Genomic DNA, 18,849 nt, shown 5'->3' with positions numbered 1-18,849 from the left:
CTTGAAATTATTTGTCGCTTAAGCGTTTTCCGCCAACTGCATAATGGTTTTTAGACATTTCTTCGATGAAAACAACAATGTTTTCTTCAGGAGCACCAGTTGTTTCGCTTACTGCTGCTGTTACTTTCTCAGCAAGAGCTTTCTTTTGTTCCTCTGTGCGTCCTTCTAACATTTTCACTGTTACGTATGGCATATGTAATCGCTCCTTTTATGTAAGTTACACTCTTATTATAGCGGATTATGGGGAAGAACAATCGAAAAAACAAATATTTTCTTTTTTGACATATTGAAGAGGAGATGAAGTATGGATCAGTTATTTAGATATCCATTGCAAGAAATCCCGTTGGTAGCAATGGCAATTGTTATTGCATTATCAGTGCATGAATTTGCGCATGCATATGTTGCATATAAATTTGGAGACGATACAGCAAAGAGACAGGGGCGCTTAACTTTATCACCGATGGCACACTTAGATCCTATCGGGATGATTGCGGTATTAATTCTTGGTTTCGGTTGGGCAAGACCTGTACCAGTTAACCCATATAATTTTAAAAGACCACGTCTTGCGGGAATATTAGTTTCGATTGCAGGACCGATTAGTAACTTTATTTTAAGTGCGATTGGTTTAATTATTTTATATAGCTTAACGGTATTCGGAGTATTTGATGCAATTCCAGTTGCAGTAGCCGAAACATTAGGGAAGTTCTTTGAAATCTTTATTATGTTAAATATCGTTTTACTTGTATTTAACTTATTACCAATCCCGCCACTTGATGGATATCGCGTAGTGGAGGATCTAGCACCAGCAAATATTCGTGCGAAAATGACACAGTATGAAAAATATGGAGCAATCGCGTTATTAATTCTTGTTATTACACCGCTTAGCAATTACACGATTCAACCTATTTTCCAAGTAGTTATTCCGCATGTATTAATGTTTTTACAAAATATCATTGTGCCTATTTTTAGGCTTTTCTAATCAGTAAGCGAGGAGGAGTTTACATATGACAGAGAAAAAGAAAAAAATCGGTTTTAATATCGTGAAAAATGATTCAACAGATGGACATGGTGGTTTTGGTGTTGGAGCATTAAGTCTAGAAAACATTTCACCTGTATTTGTCGATGTACTAGAGAAAACAGCATTTGTTGATATCGGTGCAATGCATGCGCGTAGTACAGTCGAAAAAGGTATTAAGTTTTTAACAAATAAAGATGAAGTTCCAAACGGAAAACCATTTTGGCTTGTGTGGGTAACGATTGAAAGAACGGCGACAGGTGCTTATTATGCAGGTGTAACAGCTTGTGAAATGACAGTTGACCGTGAAATTCGCCGCGGATATAAATCACTTCCAGAGCACGTAAACAAAATGGATAAATCAATGAAGCGTCACATTATGGTTGACCATATGGATGAATCATCTAAAAAAGTACTTGGTACGTTCTTGAAAGAACATAATGAAGCGATTTGGAACGAATCTAGTGAAGAATTGCGACGTGCATTATTAAGCGAATAAAAAATAGCTGACGGATGCCCGTCAGCTATTTTTTTTACCAAGGAAGATATTTTTTCCACCAACTTGTTTTTTTCTTTTCTTCAGTTGTCTTTTCAAATTCTTCTTTATCATCAACATGATCCATACAATATTCAGTTGGTTCTGTACCTTTTGCGAAATACATTTTAACTGAAATGGGACAGTTTTTTGTAGCGATTTTTCCGTTTTCAGGGTTAATATCGACTGCAACGACATCACTTGGTTGTTTAAACTCTTTTTTAGGTTGTCCATCTAAGCCTTTTTCCATCGTATCGGTCCATATTCTTTTTGCATATCCTTGTTCTGCTACATTTGAAATTGATTTAGGTTGATCGTATCCAACCCATACACCCGTTACGATTTGTGGGGTAAATCCAATCATCCAGCTATCCGTTTCAGTAGAACCAGATTTTCCGGCATATGTTCTTGATAGTTTTGATAACATCGATTGACCAGTTACAGCAGCATAACTACTTAGTTTTTTATTAAACATACCTGTCATCATTTCTTCCATCACAAACGCTTTGCTCTTATCAAGAACTTGCTTACTCTCCAAATGAGCATCGTATAACATATTTCCTTCATGGTCCATAATGCGGCGAATAAACACTGGTTTTACTTCTTTTCCACCGTTTGCGAACATGCTATAAGCGTTAACCATTTCAATTGGTTTTACAGGAGATGTACCGAGAGCGAGAGACGGAACATCTTTTAATGCGGTAGTAATACCGAATTGCTTCGCTGTTTTTGTAAGAATGTCTTCGCCTAAAAATAAATTGGTCTTCACGGCATATACATTGTCAGAGACCGCAAGAGCTTGTGCCATTGTTACAAAATCATCTGCATAATAGTCTTTATAGTTTTTCGGTTTATACTTTGAAACACCGTCACCTAAAGTGAAAACAGTATATTCGCTTTTTAAGCGCGTAGCAGGGGTAAATCCTCGTTCTAATGCCGCGTAATACAGGAATGGCTTAAACGTAGATCCAGGCTGTCGAGCGGCTTGTGTAGCCCTGTTAAATTGACTTGTATTATAATCAGTTCCACCAACAAGGGCAGCTACTTCACCTGTTTTTGGATTCATAGAGACGAGCGCAGTTTGTATGTTTGTTGTGTCAGGTATGTGATCTTTTACAGCTTGCTCTGCGACCGATTGTAATTTAGGGTCTAGCGTTGTATAAATACGCAAACCACCTTTTTGTAATGCTTGTTCATCCAATCCGATATCACGAAGAAGAGAAGCTTGTACAGCATCTTGGAAATAAGGCGCAATCTCTGCCACTTTTTTCGCATCTAATGAGGCAAAGGTTAATGGCTCTTTCTTCGCTGACACAGCTTGTTTCTTCGTAATATAACCTTGTTCTACCATTTCGTCTAATATGAGAGATTGTCGTCCTTTCGCACGATCCTCTTTTAAAAAGGGAGAGTAGACACTAGGTCCTTTCGGAATACCTGCGAGCATACTAGCTTCCGCTAATGTTAGTTCTTTTGCTGTTTTATCGAAATATAGACGAGACGCAGCTTCGATTCCATAAGCACCGTGCCCGTAATAAATTGTATTTAAATATCCTTCTAAAATATGATTTTTATTATAGTTCACTTCAAGGCGAATTGTGTACATCGCTTCTAATAGTTTCCGTTTCCACGTTTTATCATGATCTAAGTATAGGTTACGAGCATACTGTTGTGTAATCGTACTAGCACCTTGGACTTTTGCCATCGCCTTTAAATCGGCAACAATAGCGCCAGCAATACGTTTTATATCAAAACCATGATGTTTGTAGAATCGTTGATCTTCGATAGATAGTGTCGCCTCTTTTACATAAGGAGAGATTTCATTGAGAGATACATTGTAACGTTTTTGCATTTCATTACTTTGTCCGATAACAGTGTCATCATTAGCGTAAAAGACACTCGTTTGCGGGACAGCAACAGGAGGAGGTCCCATAATTTTTGCAACTATAATAATAACAAAAAAGGAAAAAACGAAAAAAAGAACAGAAGAAAACATTACGGTGAAGAAAAGACGTTTATATTTTTTAAGTTTCGGATTCATAGTTTGATTCATCTTTTTCAGCCCCTCAATACTAATACAAACATTATTGTATTAGTATTGAGGGTTTTCGGTTATTTTAAACAATGAAATTTCGAAAACAAAAAGCTCCTTCAATTAAGAAAGGAGCTCAAAGGCACGTGCTGGCCAATCGGTAATAATGACATCTACGCCGTAGTCAATCATAGTTTGTAAATCTTTGTATTCGTTAATTGTGTAAGGACGGAAAGCGTACCCTTGATTTTGTGCAAATTGGACAAATTCTTTTGTTAATAATTGAAAGTTAGGGTGTAAACCAGTTGCGTTTCTATTTTTTGCTTCAGCAATCGGATCAGCAAGTGGTGTATCATATAGAATCGCTCTTGGGGTTTCAGGAGCTATTTCTGCTAGTAATGAAACAGAGTCGTGGTTAAACGATGAGAACACAATTTGATTAGATAGATGATATTCACGAACGAGAGCGACAACTTTTTCTTCAATGTTTGGATAGTGAATGACATCTGTTTTTAACTCAATGTTGAGCTGTAACTTTGTTGTAGATAGCCAAATGAATACTTCGCGTAACGTTGGGATTTTTGCTTCATGGAAAGAAGGGTCTTTATGGCTGCCGGCATCTAAAGCTTGTAATTCCGCTACCGTTTTTTCAGAAACAAGACCTATGCCATTTGTTGTACGATCTACTGTTTCATCGTGAATCACGACGAGTTCACCATCTTTTGATAGGTGTACATCAAGTTCAATGCCATGGGCACCAATGCGTTCAGCTTCTTGGAAGGCAATCATCGTATTTTCTGGATGTGTTCCTTTTACCCCGCGATGAGCGAAAATAAGTGGTTTATTCATACGGAAATCTCCTTATCGTTTCTTTTCTTTCATTATGAAACTGCTTTTGGAAAAATACAATTGAATAGGATAAACATTTACAAAAGTCTAACAGTTGCACAAAAGTTAACGTTAACGTAAAATGTAATAATTGAGTGAAGGGAGGAATAAACATGTATAAAATTGATGAAGTCACAAAGCAAGTTGGTTTAACAAAACGTACACTTCGTTATTATGAGGAAATTGGTTTAATTCATCCCCCTGAACGTAGTGAGGGGAACATTCGCCTGTATACAGACGAGGACATCGCTAGAATTAAAAGGATTGTGGAAGCGAAAGAAGTGCTAGGAATCACGCTTCAAGAAATGCAACATTTCTTATCATTAAAAGAAAGAATGGAGCAAAGAAGAAATAGTGAGAACCCTCGTGACCGCGAAGTGATTCAAGAAATTAAAGAGATGCTTGAAAAACAAGTGCAAACGCTAGACGAGAAAATGGAGCAAATGCAGCGCGTAAAGGCGGAACTCGAAGATAGTTTACATCGTGCAGCGACATTTTTAGAGAATACAAAAGGAGAGTAATCAAAATGGAGAGCAAACAAAAACTAGGGAGATTGATTACAGTGGTGGCTACCTTCCTTGCCTTTTCAGGTATAGGGGTAGTCGATCCAATCTTGCCGATTATTGCTGAAAAGATTGGTGCATCGCATTGGCAAGTAGAGATGTTATTTACAGCATATATTTTAACGATGGCAATTATGATGTTACCAGCTGGAATATTCGCATCGAGATTTGGTGATAAAAGAATGATGACGATTGGTCTTGCGATCGTAACTGTATTTGCGTTTATATGCGGTATATCGCAAACGATTGCTCAATTATCTCTTTTCCGCGCTGGATGGGGATTAGGGAATGCGATGTTCTTTGCAACGGCGATGACATTATTGATTGCATTAAGTAAAGAAGTTCATGAAGCAGTAGGATTATATGAAGCAGCTATCGGTTTAGGAATGGCAGGCGGACCGTTATTAGGCGGGATATTAGGTGGACATTCTTGGCGTTATCCATTTTTTGCGACGAGTATTTTAATTTTCTTAGCATTTATTTTAGTTTTCTTTTTTGTAAAAGAACCGGAGCGAAAAGTGAAACGTAAAGCGGCAGGCGTGGGAGAATTAATTAACCTGGTGAAGTATAAACCGTTTATGCAAGGTGCAATTTCAGGAATGTTATACTACTACGGATTTTTCGTTGTATTAGCATATTCACCACTTATTATGCATTTATCTGCGATTCAATTAGGGTTTGTATTTTGCGGATGGGGATTAGCGTTAGCTTACGGTTCTGCAATTTTGGCTCACAAGTTAGAAGGTAAATATGAGCCAAAAGCATTGTTGAAAGGTAGTTTACTCGTATTTGCGCTTTTCTTAATCGCACTATTCTTCGTGAAAATTATGTGGTTACAAATTGTATTAATTGTTCTATCAGGATTAGCATCCGGATTAAATAATGCATTATTTACAAGTTATGTAATGGATATTTCACCTTATGAAAGATCTGTTACATCAGGTGTCTATAACTTCGTTCGTTGGTTAGGTGGCGCAATTGCACCAATCTTATCAGGAATCATCGGTCACACTGTTTCACCGCAAAGTCCGTTTTTAGTTGGTGGAATTGTTGTGCTAGTCGGTTGTGTAATGATTTTAATTCCAGTTCGAAAGCCGGTAGAAGTAGAGACAAAAGCCCTTTCTTAGGAAAGGGTTTTCTTTCCTGTTACGGGGCAATCTTTTTTCGTATATATGTTAGAACCCTCTGACTAAAATATATTTTCGGTATTTTTGTACTTTTAACTATACTTTTTGGATGTTTTGTTTTATTTTTGTTAGGGGACATTAATGATGTCCCTATTATAAATTTGCATTGAGAGGCGTGATTGTACGATGGAACTATGGTTCACTGAAAAACAAACAAAACATTTTGGGATTACGGCGCGTATTAACCGCACATTACATACGGAGCAAACAGAATTCCAAAAACTTGATATGGTTGAAACGGAAGAGTTCGGAAACATGCTTATTTTAGACGGCATGGTTATGACAACAGAAAAAGATGAGTTCGTTTATCATGAAATGGTAGCGCACGTACCTTTATTTACACATCCAAACCCTGAAAACGTATTAGTTGTAGGTGGTGGCGATGGTGGTGTTATTCGTGAAGTGTTAAAACACCCAAGCGTAAAGAAAGCAACTCTTGTTGAAATCGATGGAAAAGTAATTGAGTACTCTAAACAATACTTACCATCAATTGCAGGCGCATTAGACAATGAGCGTGTAGAAGTAAAAGTAGGAGACGGTTTCCTACACATCGCAGAAAGCGAAAATGAATATGACGTAATTATGGTAGATTCTACTGAGCCAGTAGGACCAGCAGTAAACTTATTTACGAAAGGTTTCTACGCTGGAATTTCTAAAGCGTTAAAAGAAGACGGTATTTTCGTTGCACAAACGGACAACCCTTGGTTCACACCAGAACTAATTACAACTGTGTTTAAAGACGTAAAAGAGATCTTCCCAATTACTCGTTTATACACAGCGAACATTCCAACTTACCCAAGCGGTCTTTGGACGTTCACAATTGGATCTAAAAAACATGATCCATTAGAAGTAAGTGAAGAGCGTTTCCACGAAATCGAAACGAAATACTACACAAAAGAATTACACAATGCAGCATTCGCATTACCGAAATTTGTTGGCGATTTAATTAAGTAAGGGAATCGTATTAAACAAATAAAGTGTAAGTAGCTCATTTAAGGTGTTTGTCCAGAAGACTTGAACATGCTAGCTACTTACACTCTTGTAAAGAAAATCGTCTTCTTGTTATGAAACAGAAGACCCGGTAAATCGAGAAAGAGGAGCAATTCGCTCCAAATTTGAGAAATAATGAAAGGTTGGGATACCTTAAGTTCCACATAAGGAGGAAAAGAATATGCGTTTTGATGAAGCTTATTCAGGTAAAGTATTTATTAAAAGTCATCCAAGTTTTGAAGAGTCAAAGGTAGTTATTTACGGGATGCCTATGGATTGGACAGTAAGTTACCGTCCAGGTTCTCGCTTTGGCCCTGCACGTATTCGTGAAGTATCAATCGGTCTTGAAGAATATAGCCCATATTTAGATCGTGAACTAGAAGAGGTAAAATATTTTGATGCGGGTGATATCCCATTACCATTCGGAAACGCACAACGCAGTTTAGACATGATTGAAGAGTATGTATCAAAACTTTTAGATGCCGATAAGTTTCCACTAGGTCTCGGCGGTGAGCACTTAGTGTCTTGGCCAATTTTTAAGGCAATGGCAAAAAAATATCCGGATTTAGCAATCATCCATATGGATGCTCATACTGATTTACGTGAATCGTATGAAGGGGAGCCTTTATCCCACTCTACACCTATTCGTAAAGTGTGCGATTTAATTGGTCCGGAAAACGTATATTCTTTCGGTATTCGTTCTGGAATGAAGGAAGAATTCGAATGGGCAAAAGAAGTAGGTATGAACTTATATAAATTTGACGTATTAGAACCGTTAAAAGAAGTATTACCGAAACTTGCAGGACGCCCAGTTTATGTCACAATCGACATTGACGTATTAGACCCAGCTCACGCTCCAGGAACGGGAACGTTAGAAGCTGGAGGTATCACATCTAAAGAACTATTAGATTCCATCGTGGCAATTGCAAATTCAAATATAAATGTAGTTGGAGCAGATTTAGTAGAAGTAGCTCCTGTCTACGACCATAGTGATCAAACGCCAGTCGCAGCAAGCAAATTCGTGCGGGAAATGCTGCTCGGTTGGGTGAAATAAAAGTGAAGCGGCTTGCTCAGAATCGCAGGTCATGGAATGCTCGACAGAGAAGCGCTTTTGGCGCAGGCCGAGAGTGTGAAATGGTCGGAGATTCTAGCTGCCGTAGCTGGATAAAGTAAGAGCCCCCTATATGAATAGGGGGCTCTTATTTTGTCGTTATGTGTCGGTAAGTCGATATATTCGAAAAATCGCCGATATAATTTGAGTTACGATCGATATATTTAGAAAATCGCCGATATAATTCGAGTTACGGTCGATATATTTAGAAAATCGCTGATATAATTTCATTTACTGTCACGCAACATCAAAAAGAGCTATTCTCAAACGATGAGAATAGCTCTTTTTCTTATGCAATCTTCTCTTCAGAAGTAATGCCACGAATTTCATCAGCAGAACGAATTGGATATTTACGGAATACGATTGATCCGATATATCCAACAATAGTGGTAACGATTCCACATAATACAGCAGCAATTGTTACTTTTACAACGTCATTAAATCCGAATAAGACAAGAAGTCCTGGGATTGGTGATGCTGTTCCTGGTGCATTATTAACGAGCTGGAATAGAGATGTAATAATACCAGCAAGTGCACCGCCAACGAAGTTTGTCGCATAAATAGGAATTGGATTTGCTGAAACAACATCGGCTTGTGTTAAAGGCTCGATTGCTACAGCGATTGTGTCTTTCTTTGAGCAAATTTTTAGTCGCTTAAAGAAAATAAAGTTCATCGGGGCGGAGGCTGCTACGGCAAGACTACCAATTGCCATTGGTAAACCTGTTAATCCAAGCATTGCAGTTAGTGCCATAGAACTTAATGGAGAGGTAGAAATAACTGTTATTAATCCACCAAGCATAATACCCATAATGATAGGACTTTCTGTAGTTGCAACTGAAATCATAGAACCGATTTTACCGAGTGTTGCGTTCACGATTGGATCCATAAGCATTGCCATGCCGCGCGAGATTGGTGCAGCAATAAATAAAATTGCTAAAAATTCTACACCAGCCGGTAATTTCTTTTCGAGAAATTTCACGACGAAAGCGCAAATGTATCCAGCAAAAAATCCTGGTAAAATACCGAATCCACTAGTAGCGATACCGATTAAAACAGCATATACGGGTGAAACACCTATTGCTAGTGCGACTAAAATTGCCGCTGCGACACCGCTCATACTACCAGAAGCTTCTCCTACTGATTGTAAAAAGTCATTATGAAACATTTCCCCACCGATATAACGGTGAAATGCTTCAATAAGAAAACTTGCGATTGCTGCATTAGCTAAAGCACCCATTGCTTTCATGCCGTAAGGAGCACGGTAACTAAAAAGTGTAAATAGACAAAGTACAACAAGTAATAGTGCTAAACCTTGCAAGATAGCCATTTGAAAACTGTCTCCTTTGATTTTTATAATAAAAATTCGTATCATTCAATAATAATATAAAAGTTTGTTAAACGGAAAAAATTTTTGATGGGAATTTGCTATAAAGGGAAAAACTCTTACAATAATGTAAGGAAAGTGTAAGGCGTTTCGATAGAGTATAGTATGTTGTTTTTCGTATAATACATGTATAGACATAAGGTTAGTGAGAAAGAAGTGCAAACAGGAGGCGCATTTATGAAATTGGTAATTAAAGTTTTAGCTGTGTTCGCCATTATTTTAGGGGGGACGGCATATTATTTAAATACAAAAACAGAAGGTGTACATGCTTTTGTAGACAACTTCTTTTCAAATAAAGAAATACAAGATTATTATGCGGTTATAGATAAAGGTGAGAAAAAAGATGGAGAATACTTATACACTTTTAAAGGGTATACAGAAGACGGAAAGTTACAAGTTGTGAAAAGAATGATGAACCGTGAATTGCATACGGGAGCATTTATAAAAATTTATGCAAAAGGTATGCAAGGAAAAGGATGGGCTGAAATCTCAAAAGAATCAATTCCACAAAAAGCGTTGGAAAAAATAGAAAAACCATAAAAGGAGCGACTCATTCGCTCCTTTTTTTAGTGCGTTAAAATGGTGATAGATGTCTTATCTTTGTTAGAAATGATTTTTGCACGTCCACCAATTGGGAAAGTGAAAATCGGGGTTGTATGCCCGAAACTTGCGTTTGCAATGATAGGGATATGTGCAAGTTCAGGTTTTGAAGCAATCATTTCTTGAATGTCTTCTATCGTACATTCTGCACCTTTCTGCATCTTTCCTATGACGATTCCCTTTACGCACTCAAAATCTGGTTGCTGCATAAGGGAGTGTAAGTAACGATCAAAAGTTTTAAGGGTAGATGTTCCGGTTAAACTATCCTCTTCAAGAAATAAAATTTTATCCTGTAAATTTGGCATATATGGTGTACCTTGCAGTAAATTCAATGTGCTCATATTACCACCGATAATTTCTCCAGTTGCTTCGCCTTCGTGAATGGAAACATAGCCTTCATTTTTAATGAATTCTCGATTTTCCTGATCGACGTACCAAGAATCATCACTCCATGTTTCAGATGGCAGGACTTCAATAGGCTCATTAGAAGTTAAGCATTTTAAAAAGTAATCGTTCGTATACTCGAGCCCTTTCTCCATTCCAAATGAAGAGAAATGGGGTCCTGAATATGTAACGAGTCCTGCTTTTGCGTAGATAGCATTATTTAAAGCGGTAATATCAGAATAGCCACAGAAAAACTTAGGATTTTCTCGAATTAAATCATAATCGAGATGTTTCAATAAACCATTAGAGTTGTATCCGCCAAGTGTTGTCAAAATGGCTTTTACATTCGGGTCTCTAAATGCTTCGTGGAGGTCTTGAATGCGTGAAGAAATAGAAGAGGAAGCAAATCGATCGATCTCATCAGCATATGTTGAGAATGTAACTTGAAAGCCCATGTCAGTTAATCTTTTTATAGCAAGCTCTTGGTTCGTATTTGAGACAATACTTAAACTACAAGATGGTGAAATGACTCTAATTTCATCACCTTTTTTCAATTTTGTTGGTAGCACTTAACTCACCTCTTTAAATGAAAGAATATTTAGATTTAAAAAATATTTTATCATATGAAATAAGGTGAAGGTGAATTATTTTTTGAAAAGGAGTTTTCCTGATTTTTCAGCAGACAGACAGAGGTTTTTTTTGATATGATAGGAAAAGTGATTTATTATATACATTATTTAATATCTATAACATGTGAAGGGTGTGCAAGACGTGGAGAAACAACTTGCAGGCTTGCCGGTACACGTTCATTTCGTAACAGAAATCCGTGAAGGGGCGAGGAAGGAAACCGTTGCTTTTGAAGCAAATGGTCAATACTATGTAAAAGGTCAAGGTACATACGTAACATTCCAAGAGCCGAACGAACAGGGCGAAGTGAAAACAATTATTAAAATTCAAGATGAACAAGTTCTCATTATGCGTTCAGGTGCTGTTTCAATGCGTCAAACGCATGTGAAAGGTGAATGGACAACTGGTACGTATACGAGTGAACTTGGTACGTTTGCATTGCAAACGAAAACTGATAACGTTCTTTTTAAATGGTCGGATGAAAAGAAAAAAGGACAACTCTTCTTAACGTACGCATTGCTTCTAAGTGAACAAGAAGCTGGCAGATATACAATTACACTTAATTTGAAGGAGGCAAAATAATGAATTCTTTAGAACAAGTAAAAGGATTAATTAAAGAAGAAATTCAAGCTGCTGTATTAAAGGCAGAATTAGCGACAGAAGAACAGATTCCAAACGTTGTATTAGAATCTCCAAAAGATAAAACAAACGGTGATTTCTCTACAAATATGGCAATGCAACTTGCGCGCGTTGCGAAAAAAGCACCTCGTATGATTGCAGAAGAATTAGTTGCAAACTTCGATAAAGCAAAAGCTTCTATTGAAAAAATTGAAATCGCAGGTCCTGGTTTCATTAACTTCTATATGGATAATAGCTACTTAACAGACTTAATCCCAACAATCGTTAACGCTGGCGAAGCTTACGGTGAAACGAATACTGGTAAAGGTGAAAAAGTACAAATTGAGTTCGTATCTGCGAACCCAACAGGTGACCTTCACTTAGGACATGCACGTGGTGCGGCAGTGGGTGACACTTTATGTAACGTATTAGCAAAAGCAGGGTACGATGTATCTCGTGAGTACTACATTAATGACGCTGGTAACCAAATTCATAACTTAGCGCTTTCTGTTGAAGCTCGTTACATGCAAGCTTTAGGCCTAGAGAAAGAAATGCCAGAAGACGGATACCATGGTGCGGACATCATTGGAATCGGTAAGCTTTTAGCTGAAGAATTTGGTGATCGTTATGCAAAGGCTGATGCAGAAGAAAGCTATGAGTTCTATCGTTCATACGGTTTAAAATATGAGCTAGCAAAACTTCAAAAAGACTTAGAAAGCTTCCGTGTTAAATTCGATGTATGGTTCTCAGAAACATCATTATACAAAAACGGAAAAATCGATGCTGCACTTGCAGTATTAAAAGAGCGTGATGAGATCTTTGAAGAAGGCGGCGCAACTTGGTTCCGTTCTATGACTTACGGTGACGACAAAAACCGTGTATTAATTAAAAACGACGGTTCTTACACATACTTAACGCCAGATATTGCTTACCACCGTGATAAATTAGAGCGTGGTTTCGATAAGTTAATCAACATTTGGGGTGCTGACCACCACGGTTACATTCCTCGTATGAAAGCTGCTATTCAAGCACTTGGTTACGATAAGGAAACACTTGAAGTAGAAATCATCCAAATGGTACAACTGTACCAAAATGGTGAAAAAATGAAGATGAGTAAGCGTACAGGTAAAGCAGTTACACTTCGTGAGCTTATGGAAGAAGTAGGCGTGGACGCAATGCGTTACTTCTTCGCAATGCGTAGCGGTGATTCTCATTTAGACTTTGATATGGACTTAGCTGTATCAAAATCTAATGAAAACCCAGTATACTATGCACAATATGCTCATGCTCGCGTATGCAGTATCCTTCGTCAAGGTGAAGAGTTAGGATTAGCTACAGGCGGAGACGTGAACTACAAACTTGTTACTTCTGAGAAAGAAGTAGAGTTACTGAAAAAACTTGGTGAATTCCCAGCAGTAGTTGCGGATGCAGCGCAAAAACGTCTGCCACACCGCATTACAAGCTATGCATTTGAATTAGCAGCAGCATTACACAGCTTCTACAATGCAGAAAAAGTATTAAACCAAGACAACTTAGAATTAAGTAAAGCTCGCTATGAGTTAATGAAAGCAGTACGTACTACACTTCAAAACGCATTAGCAATCGTAGGAGTATCTGCACCAGAAAAAATGTAATTAAGAAAAGCGAAAGCGGCTCGTTCAGAATAGGAGGGGGATGGAGCTCCTGACAAAGAGGTGTACTTTACCTCGGAGGAAGGCGCGAAGCCACCGAGTATTCTAGCCGCTGGAGCTGGACAATAAAGAAAAGCGGAGCCGACTGTTTAGTCCCGAAGGCTAAGGTTCTTTCCCACAGAAGATGCATTTTATCTTCTCGTGGGGAAGGTTCTTAGACAGAAGGGGCTAGGAGGCAGAGCTGGACATAGAGAAAAGCGGAAGCCGATTTTTCGCTTTCAGTAAAAGGCAATCACACGATGTTGTGATTGCCTTTTTGTATGGAGATAATAAAAAAATAAAATTTTATCAAACAAAAGGAGAATTTGCGTCGTCTTATATAAATGACAGGAGGTTTAAGATGGAAGAAAAGGTAGAAGAATTAATTGATATATATAAGCAGCAAATATATTCCTTATGCTATAAATTAGCGAAAACGAAAGAAGATGCAGAAGATATTTTTCAAGAGACTTGGATAAAAGTTTTTTCCTCTAGGCACCAGCTTTCTTGCGTGGAAAATTATAAAAAATGGATTACTACAATTTGTGTTCGTACGTTTTATGACTTTTATCGTAAGAAGAAAAGGTGGAAAGATCGCGTATTGGATTTGTTTCATAAAGAGGATGGGGGAGAAATCGATTTCGCAGATGAAGTGGATATATCAGAAGAATTTATTCAAAAAGTGGAAGCGGAAATGATACGGGAAGTTATACAGTTATTGAATGAAAAATATAAAACTGTGCTCGTACTCTACTATTATGAACAATACTCTTATAAAGAAATGAGCGAAATATTAAATATACCGATTGGTACGGTGAAATACCGCCTTAATTATGCGAAGAAGCAAATGCGGGAACGTTTGGAGGTGTTCGTTTATGACGGAAGATAAGTTTGATCAGAAGATAAAAAGTAGCTTAGCGGGGGAGATGATTCCAAGCGAAAAGCTGATAAATAATACGAAACAGATTGTGCGAAATGGTCAAAAGATAGAGAAGAGATGGGCTATTTGTATTCATGCTATTTGGATTATTTTATTAACAATCGTTACGGAGCAGTTTGTCACTCATTTGAATCATACAGTCCCTATGTTGATAGCAAGTGTGATTATGATGCATCTATACGTTCCTATATATGTTGTCATACAGTCATTTTTAAAAAAGGAGTATAAATTACATGATAGAGTTCGCTAATCCATTTTTAGTATTTAAGATAGCTGGGATTACAATGCTTTTGACTTTTATAGCACTTTTAGTATGTGTAGCATCATGGGTGTATACAGATGCGAAAACGCGTGGAATAAGTAAATGGTGGAGTGTTATAGCGATTGTATTGCCATTTTTTATTGGAGTTTTGTTATATATGATACGAAGAAGTAACAAGAAAATAGAAGGGAAACATACGATGAAGGCTATGAAAAAACAAAAGATAACATTAGTTGTCATATTTGCAAGTGTGATGTTTGTATTATTGAGCGGCTTTGCTTTCGTTCAAACGTTAGATGATATGTGGAAAGCTGGTGATATATATTTAGAAAGTGAGAAGCAAGGAGAGACAAGTTATGAAGCAAAATTCTCATCATGGGATATTGCTGGTAAAGATATTGAAATTCAGTACGAGAAAGATACAGAAGTGACATTTTCTTATGAGACAGACGCAAAACGCGGCAATTTATGCTTTAGTTTGTATGAAAGACAAGGGGAAGGGATAAAAGAGTTAAAGGAAATTTGTGAATCGAAAAAAGGTACTTTTAAAGCTACATTAAAGGCAAATGAAAAGTATGTATTTAATATAAGTGGTGTAATGGTGAAAGATGGATTTGTGAAAGTGAATTGGGAAGCAAAATAAAGAGCCTTGAGAAAGGCCCTTTATTTTATTGGATAGTATAAGTAACAGAAAAGCTAACAGGACTATAGTAAACGAAAGGTGCATGAAATTGAACATACATATTTCCATCTGTTTTTGCAGTGAAAATTCTGCCGTACCCATCAGAATAACGCCCGATAAGGTTATGATTTGAGTCATACACACTGTAACTAGGAGTTTTGCTATTAGGTTGAATTGTTAACTCTTGTCCCTTTTGAAGGAAAACAGGTTCTTGTTCAGAACTACTTCCAGTTTGCAAGGAATAAAATTTTGTAAAGCTGTTTTCTTGAACGGCAGCAGCGACCTTTGTTTCGGGAATAAACGCGGTAGCACCAGTAGTTCCTGCTAAAGTTAACGCACCGGCTAAGATCATTTTTTTCATAGTAGAAAAAGCCTCCTTATTAGTTGTAATCATTTTTGTTACAGTTAATATTGTATATGATAATGAGCAGGAGGAAATATGCTTTTATGCATATATGTATTTTCTCAATAAAAGACCACTGACAAAAATCAGTGGTCTTTTAAATGGTTAAGCAGCTTTCTGTTCAGTTTGAGTAACAGGTTTTTGAAGTGTATTATAAACTCCTGTTCCGATAACTTCTAATGCCATTTTCATACGTTCAGGCGAAATGTTTTCTAACACATTATCTTGAGGTGTATGGTATACCTTCTCAATGTGATAGATTAATGGATTCCAACTATCGACTCCCATCCAAATGAATAGAGCGGCAGGGATACCAACTTCAGCAAATGGAACGTGATCACTAGAACCGAATTTCCCTTGCAGTACGAGGTCATTATTTAATTGTTTACCTGCTTGTAAGGCCGCGTCTGTTACAAGGTTTGGGGAACCGTTAGGCGTCATAGCATATAAATTCTTTGCTTTATCGTAATTTGTTGCAACCATGTCTGCATTAAAGACACCTAAAATTCGATCGCGTTCTTTTTGAGGCAGACTATTAACGTAATAATCGGAGCCAAGTAAGCCAGTTTCTTCAGATCCAAAAGCAATAAAACGAATTTCTTTATCAGTTTCTACATTTTGAAAAGCACGAGCTAACTCTAATACTAATCCTGTACCAGAAGCATTGTCGTTTGCTCCAGGTGCTCCAACTACGCTATCATAGTGCGAACTTACAACGACAGCTTTTTCATTACCTGTACTATTTTTTGGTTTCTTTTTAGCGATGACATTTAGTGATGTTAAGTTAGATTCATGTCTCGCCTTTAGAGAAAGAATTGTTGTCCCTTTTTTAGCGATTTCCTCTTTAAATGCATTTCCTTGCGCATAAGCAAGACCAAAGACAGGGATAGACTGCTTTTTCGTTAGGCGGGGATTGAAGGTTTGTCCATAATTTCCGCGTCCGCCAATTAAACTGTATAAAAGGACACCTTTTGCTCCTTTGCTAACAGCATTTTCAACTTGTTTATTATAGTCTGTAACTGTTGTTCCTCTTTCAAATAGAACAATTTTTCCGTTTACTTCATTTGGGATATCCTCTAATTTTGTCCCACCTTGAACAAAGATAAGAGGGGCTGTAACAGCTTCTGTAGAAATTAGTGCGTTAGGGGCAGCGCCAGCTTGCCAATTACGCTTTGTGGATAATGGTGAATCAATAAATCCAACGTATTGATCAGGCACTTGAAATGGTTGATATTCTACTTCATAGCCCATTGATTTAAGTTGCATACCAACGTAGCGAGAGGCCCATTCTTCTGATTTTGTCCCACCAGGGCGAGGACCAATTGTTTCGGATAAGAAACGAATGTGTTCGATGGCGCGGCTTGCATCAACTTGTTTTGTGATAGGTGAAGTCTGTGTGATTTCTGACGTGGAATCAGCTTGGGCTTGTCCGATTGGAGCTAAGCTAACAGCGAGTGATACAGCAAGCAAAGAGCTTACTATTTTTTGTTTCAAAGTTTTTTTCATTTTTTCCTCTCCTATTCTTCTATTCTCTATGCCTGACAAAAGAAGACGGATAACGACTTTATTTTACCGCTATCTTCATTATTTTTCAATATTCTGACATTGAGAAATAAAAAAACGCTATATGCATATTTGCATATTTTTGATGGAGATATGTATGCTATCATTTTAAATGAAGGTTCGCTTTCTGCTTGGAAAGCTCCTACATTGCATGAATCTAGTGTACCCAAACTTTAGATTATGTAGAGAAAAGAATCCTATAGGGTTCTTTTCTCGTGTTTGAATCATGTGATGATAAATATGTTTCCGCATTTCATATTTATCATCAGTGATATATGTAAGGCATCCATATGAAAATACGAGGCTGTTCAAAGGTTTTCCGTACTTTTGGGCAGCCTCACCCCGTTAAAAGGACGATACTCTACGTATCGTCCTTTTTTGCATAAAAAAACACCCAATCAAATGTTTACTTGATTGGGTGTGAAAACTATTAATAATATTTTTTGCGTTTTGTAGCTAAAATACTTAACAATCCAGCTAGTAGAAGTACGATGCCGGCTGTTTGAGTAGGATCATTTTTGTGACCCGTATTTGGAAGTTCTTTACCCTTATTCCGGTCATCTTGCTGTTTGTTTATTTGTGTTTCAGGGTTTTCTTTTTCTAGTTCTTCAGAAGTTCCCTTACCATGTGTTTCAGGATTTCCCTTTTCTAGTTCTTCGGAAGTTTCTTTCCCATGTGTTTCAGGATTTCCTTTTTCTAGTTCTTCAGAAGTTTCTTTCCCTGTTTCCTCTTCTTTATTAGGAGGAGTAACTGGTTTATCATCTCCACCTGATGAAGAATCGATTTTTTTATTTGAAACTGTAAGTTGTAGTGGTGTAGCTTGAGCTTTTTCAATTGTAAAGTTTATCGGTGATGCATCCAATTGATAGCCAGCAGGAGCCTTTGTTTCCACTAATTGATAATTACCAGGTTTCAAATCATTTACGATTAATTTACCATGCCCATCTGTTTGTAAACCTTCTCGTACTACTTTTCCGTCTTGATCTAAAATATTGAAAATGGCACCTTCAAGTGTTCCATGGTGATCCATATCAACTTTAGTTAACTCCATTGCACCTGTCGTTAAACTATTTAAAGCTGTAACAGAAGTAACTTGAGATTGCCCTTTCGTAATTGTGAAAGGAATTGGCTTAGCGCTTAAATCGTATCCAGTAGGAGCCTTCGTTTCAACGAACTGATAGTCTCCCGGGCGTAAATCAGAAACAGAAATTTTACCATCTTTATCAGTAGTTAAATTAGAACGAACGTCATTGCCGTTCATATCAACAATTTTAAATACTGCACCTTCAAGAGTAGAGCCGTCAATGTCATCGATTTTAGTTAATTCAACAGCGCCCTTCGTTAAGCTATTTGTAGCAGTAACAGAAGCTGTAGTTGTTTGACTCTTTTCAACAGTAA

Annotated in this window: 20 protein-coding genes; 12 read left to right on the top strand and 8 right to left on the bottom strand. The window is 37.5% G+C overall.

The window, feature by feature from the left end:
* Nucleotides 1–7 precede the first annotated feature (7 nt).
* Entirely contained in the window at nt 8–193 is a 186-nt protein-coding gene (locus FOT98_RS00595; RefSeq protein WP_001147171.1) for a 2-hydroxymuconate tautomerase, read from the bottom strand.
* Between the two features lie 111 nt (nt 194–304).
* Between FOT98_RS00595 and FOT98_RS00590 the strand changes: the two genes are divergently transcribed.
* Both FOT98_RS00590 and FOT98_RS00585 read left to right on the top strand, forming a co-directional pair.
* Nucleotides 305–979 (top strand): site-2 protease family protein, encoded by a 675-nt coding sequence (locus tag FOT98_RS00590; RefSeq protein ID WP_063262363.1) that lies wholly within the window; start codon nt 305–307, stop codon nt 977–979.
* Nucleotides 980–1,004: 25 nt separating this feature from the next.
* Nucleotides 1,005–1,514, top strand: a complete 510-nt coding sequence (locus FOT98_RS00585) for a YwhD family protein (RefSeq protein ID WP_000136683.1) — start codon at nt 1,005–1,007, stop codon at nt 1,512–1,514.
* Between the two features lie 34 nt (nt 1,515–1,548).
* On the opposite strand, the gene FOT98_RS00580 is transcribed toward FOT98_RS00585, so the two are convergent.
* Both FOT98_RS00580 and FOT98_RS00575 read right to left on the bottom strand, forming a co-directional pair.
* A complete protein-coding gene (locus tag FOT98_RS00580) occupies nt 1,549–3,600 on the bottom strand; it encodes a transglycosylase domain-containing protein (protein WP_063262362.1) in 2,052 nt (683 codons plus the stop codon).
* A 102-nt stretch (nt 3,601–3,702) separates the two neighbouring features.
* Nucleotides 3,703–4,428, bottom strand: coding sequence for a glycerophosphodiester phosphodiesterase (locus tag FOT98_RS00575; protein ID WP_063262361.1), 726 nt, complete (start codon nt 4,426–4,428; stop codon nt 3,703–3,705).
* A 152-nt stretch (nt 4,429–4,580) separates the two neighbouring features.
* Here FOT98_RS00575 and FOT98_RS00570 point away from each other — a divergent pair, with 152 nt between their 5' ends.
* The 4 genes from FOT98_RS00570 (at nt 4,581) to speB (ending at nt 8,261) form a co-directional block, all read left to right on the top strand.
* Nucleotides 4,581–4,988: a MerR family transcriptional regulator gene (locus tag FOT98_RS00570; protein WP_061680054.1), complete on the top strand. Its 408-nt coding sequence runs from the start codon at nt 4,581–4,583 to the stop codon at nt 4,986–4,988.
* 5 nt (nt 4,989–4,993) lie between these two features.
* Entirely contained in the window at nt 4,994–6,157 is a 1,164-nt protein-coding gene (locus FOT98_RS00565) for an MFS transporter (protein WP_063262360.1), read from the top strand.
* 186 nt (nt 6,158–6,343) lie between these two features.
* A complete protein-coding gene (gene speE, locus FOT98_RS00560; RefSeq protein ID WP_000424696.1) occupies nt 6,344–7,171 on the top strand; it encodes a polyamine aminopropyltransferase in 828 nt (275 codons plus the stop codon).
* A gap of 217 nt (nt 7,172–7,388) precedes the next feature.
* The gene (gene speB / locus FOT98_RS00555; RefSeq protein ID WP_001209831.1) at nt 7,389–8,261 is read left to right on the top strand and encodes an agmatinase; all 873 of its coding nucleotides are present in this window, start codon (nt 7,389–7,391) and stop codon (nt 8,259–8,261) included.
* A 346-nt stretch (nt 8,262–8,607) separates the two neighbouring features.
* Here the strand turns inward: speB and FOT98_RS00550 are convergent, their stop codons facing one another.
* A complete protein-coding gene (locus tag FOT98_RS00550) occupies nt 8,608–9,645 on the bottom strand; it encodes a PTS sugar transporter subunit IIC (protein WP_063262359.1) in 1,038 nt (345 codons plus the stop codon).
* A 234-nt stretch (nt 9,646–9,879) separates the two neighbouring features.
* On the opposite strand from FOT98_RS00550, the gene FOT98_RS00545 reads away from it, so the two are divergent.
* On the top strand, nt 9,880–10,242 hold the full coding sequence (locus FOT98_RS00545) for a YxeA family protein (RefSeq protein ID WP_061680051.1): 363 nt from the start codon (nt 9,880–9,882) through the stop codon (nt 10,240–10,242).
* Nucleotides 10,243–10,268: 26 nt separating this feature from the next.
* Here the strand turns inward: FOT98_RS00545 and FOT98_RS00540 are convergent, their stop codons facing one another.
* Nucleotides 10,269–11,255, bottom strand: a complete 987-nt coding sequence (locus FOT98_RS00540; protein ID WP_063262358.1) for a S66 family peptidase — start codon at nt 11,253–11,255, stop codon at nt 10,269–10,271.
* 202 nt (nt 11,256–11,457) lie between these two features.
* Between FOT98_RS00540 and FOT98_RS00535 the strand changes: the two genes are divergently transcribed.
* The 5 genes from FOT98_RS00535 (at nt 11,458) to FOT98_RS00515 (ending at nt 15,446) form a co-directional block, all read left to right on the top strand.
* Nucleotides 11,458–11,895 (top strand): YwiB family protein, encoded by a 438-nt coding sequence (locus tag FOT98_RS00535; RefSeq protein WP_000414868.1) that lies wholly within the window; start codon nt 11,458–11,460, stop codon nt 11,893–11,895.
* A complete protein-coding gene (gene argS, locus FOT98_RS00530) occupies nt 11,895–13,565 on the top strand; it encodes an arginine--tRNA ligase (protein WP_001086441.1) in 1,671 nt (556 codons plus the stop codon). Before FOT98_RS00535 ends, argS begins: the two co-directional genes overlap by 1 nt.
* A 397-nt stretch (nt 13,566–13,962) precedes the next feature.
* Nucleotides 13,963–14,490, top strand: a complete 528-nt coding sequence (locus FOT98_RS00525) for an RNA polymerase sigma factor (RefSeq protein ID WP_063262357.1) — start codon at nt 13,963–13,965, stop codon at nt 14,488–14,490.
* On the top strand, nt 14,477–14,791 hold the full coding sequence (locus FOT98_RS00520; RefSeq protein ID WP_063262356.1) for a hypothetical protein: 315 nt from the start codon (nt 14,477–14,479) through the stop codon (nt 14,789–14,791). The genes FOT98_RS00525 and FOT98_RS00520 overlap by 14 nt, the downstream gene beginning before the upstream one ends.
* Entirely contained in the window at nt 14,775–15,446 is a 672-nt protein-coding gene (locus FOT98_RS00515) for an ABA4-like family protein (protein WP_063262355.1), read from the top strand. The genes FOT98_RS00520 and FOT98_RS00515 overlap by 17 nt, the downstream gene beginning before the upstream one ends.
* Before the next feature lie 25 nt (nt 15,447–15,471).
* Here the strand turns inward: FOT98_RS00515 and FOT98_RS00510 are convergent, their stop codons facing one another.
* From FOT98_RS00510 to FOT98_RS00500, 3 genes are all read right to left on the bottom strand, one after another.
* Entirely contained in the window at nt 15,472–15,846 is a 375-nt protein-coding gene (locus tag FOT98_RS00510) for a hypothetical protein (RefSeq protein WP_063262354.1), read from the bottom strand.
* A 147-nt stretch (nt 15,847–15,993) separates the two neighbouring features.
* The gene (locus FOT98_RS00505) at nt 15,994–17,394 is read right to left on the bottom strand and encodes a M28 family metallopeptidase (RefSeq protein ID WP_063262353.1); all 1,401 of its coding nucleotides are present in this window, start codon (nt 17,392–17,394) and stop codon (nt 15,994–15,996) included.
* A gap of 487 nt (nt 17,395–17,881) precedes the next feature.
* Nucleotides 17,882–18,849, bottom strand: a 968-nt coding sequence (locus tag FOT98_RS00500) for an MSCRAMM family protein (protein WP_144290919.1), incomplete at its 5' end; no start/stop codon positions are given.

This window comes from Bacillus sp. HY001 (assembly GCF_007558965.1).
GTDB lineage: Bacteria > Bacillota > Bacilli > Bacillales > Bacillaceae_G > Bacillus_A > Bacillus_A mobilis.
This window is presented reverse-complemented; position numbering and strand designations above follow the sequence as displayed.

What these genes read in the sequence shown, in the direction of transcription:
- FOT98_RS00595 (WP_001147171.1), bottom strand. Translation starts at nt 193, where the DNA reads ATGCCATACGTAACAGTGAAAATGTTAGAAGGACGCACAGAGGAACAA.
- FOT98_RS00590 (WP_063262363.1), top strand. Translation starts at nt 305, where the DNA reads ATGGATCAGTTATTTAGATATCCATTGCAAGAAATCCCGTTGGTAGCA.
- FOT98_RS00585 (WP_000136683.1), top strand. Translation starts at nt 1,005, where the DNA reads ATGACAGAGAAAAAGAAAAAAATCGGTTTTAATATCGTGAAAAATGAT.
- FOT98_RS00580 (WP_063262362.1), bottom strand. Translation starts at nt 3,600, where the DNA reads ATGAATCAAACTATGAATCCGAAACTTAAAAAATATAAACGTCTTTTC.
- FOT98_RS00575 (WP_063262361.1), bottom strand. Translation starts at nt 4,428, where the DNA reads ATGAATAAACCACTTATTTTCGCTCATCGCGGGGTAAAAGGAACACAT.
- FOT98_RS00570 (WP_061680054.1), top strand. Translation starts at nt 4,581, where the DNA reads ATGTATAAAATTGATGAAGTCACAAAGCAAGTTGGTTTAACAAAACGT.
- FOT98_RS00565 (WP_063262360.1), top strand. Translation starts at nt 4,994, where the DNA reads ATGGAGAGCAAACAAAAACTAGGGAGATTGATTACAGTGGTGGCTACC.
- speE (WP_000424696.1), top strand. Translation starts at nt 6,344, where the DNA reads ATGGAACTATGGTTCACTGAAAAACAAACAAAACATTTTGGGATTACG.
- speB (WP_001209831.1), top strand. Translation starts at nt 7,389, where the DNA reads ATGCGTTTTGATGAAGCTTATTCAGGTAAAGTATTTATTAAAAGTCAT.
- FOT98_RS00550 (WP_063262359.1), bottom strand. Translation starts at nt 9,645, where the DNA reads ATGGCTATCTTGCAAGGTTTAGCACTATTACTTGTTGTACTTTGTCTA.
- FOT98_RS00545 (WP_061680051.1), top strand. Translation starts at nt 9,880, where the DNA reads ATGAAATTGGTAATTAAAGTTTTAGCTGTGTTCGCCATTATTTTAGGG.
- argS (WP_001086441.1), top strand. Translation starts at nt 11,895, where the DNA reads ATGAATTCTTTAGAACAAGTAAAAGGATTAATTAAAGAAGAAATTCAA.
- FOT98_RS00525 (WP_063262357.1), top strand. Translation starts at nt 13,963, where the DNA reads ATGGAAGAAAAGGTAGAAGAATTAATTGATATATATAAGCAGCAAATA.
- FOT98_RS00520 (WP_063262356.1), top strand. Translation starts at nt 14,477, where the DNA reads ATGACGGAAGATAAGTTTGATCAGAAGATAAAAAGTAGCTTAGCGGGG.
- FOT98_RS00515 (WP_063262355.1), top strand. Translation starts at nt 14,775, where the DNA reads ATGATAGAGTTCGCTAATCCATTTTTAGTATTTAAGATAGCTGGGATT.
- FOT98_RS00510 (WP_063262354.1), bottom strand. Translation starts at nt 15,846, where the DNA reads ATGAAAAAAATGATCTTAGCCGGTGCGTTAACTTTAGCAGGAACTACT.
- FOT98_RS00505 (WP_063262353.1), bottom strand. Translation starts at nt 17,394, where the DNA reads ATGAAAAAAACTTTGAAACAAAAAATAGTAAGCTCTTTGCTTGCTGTA.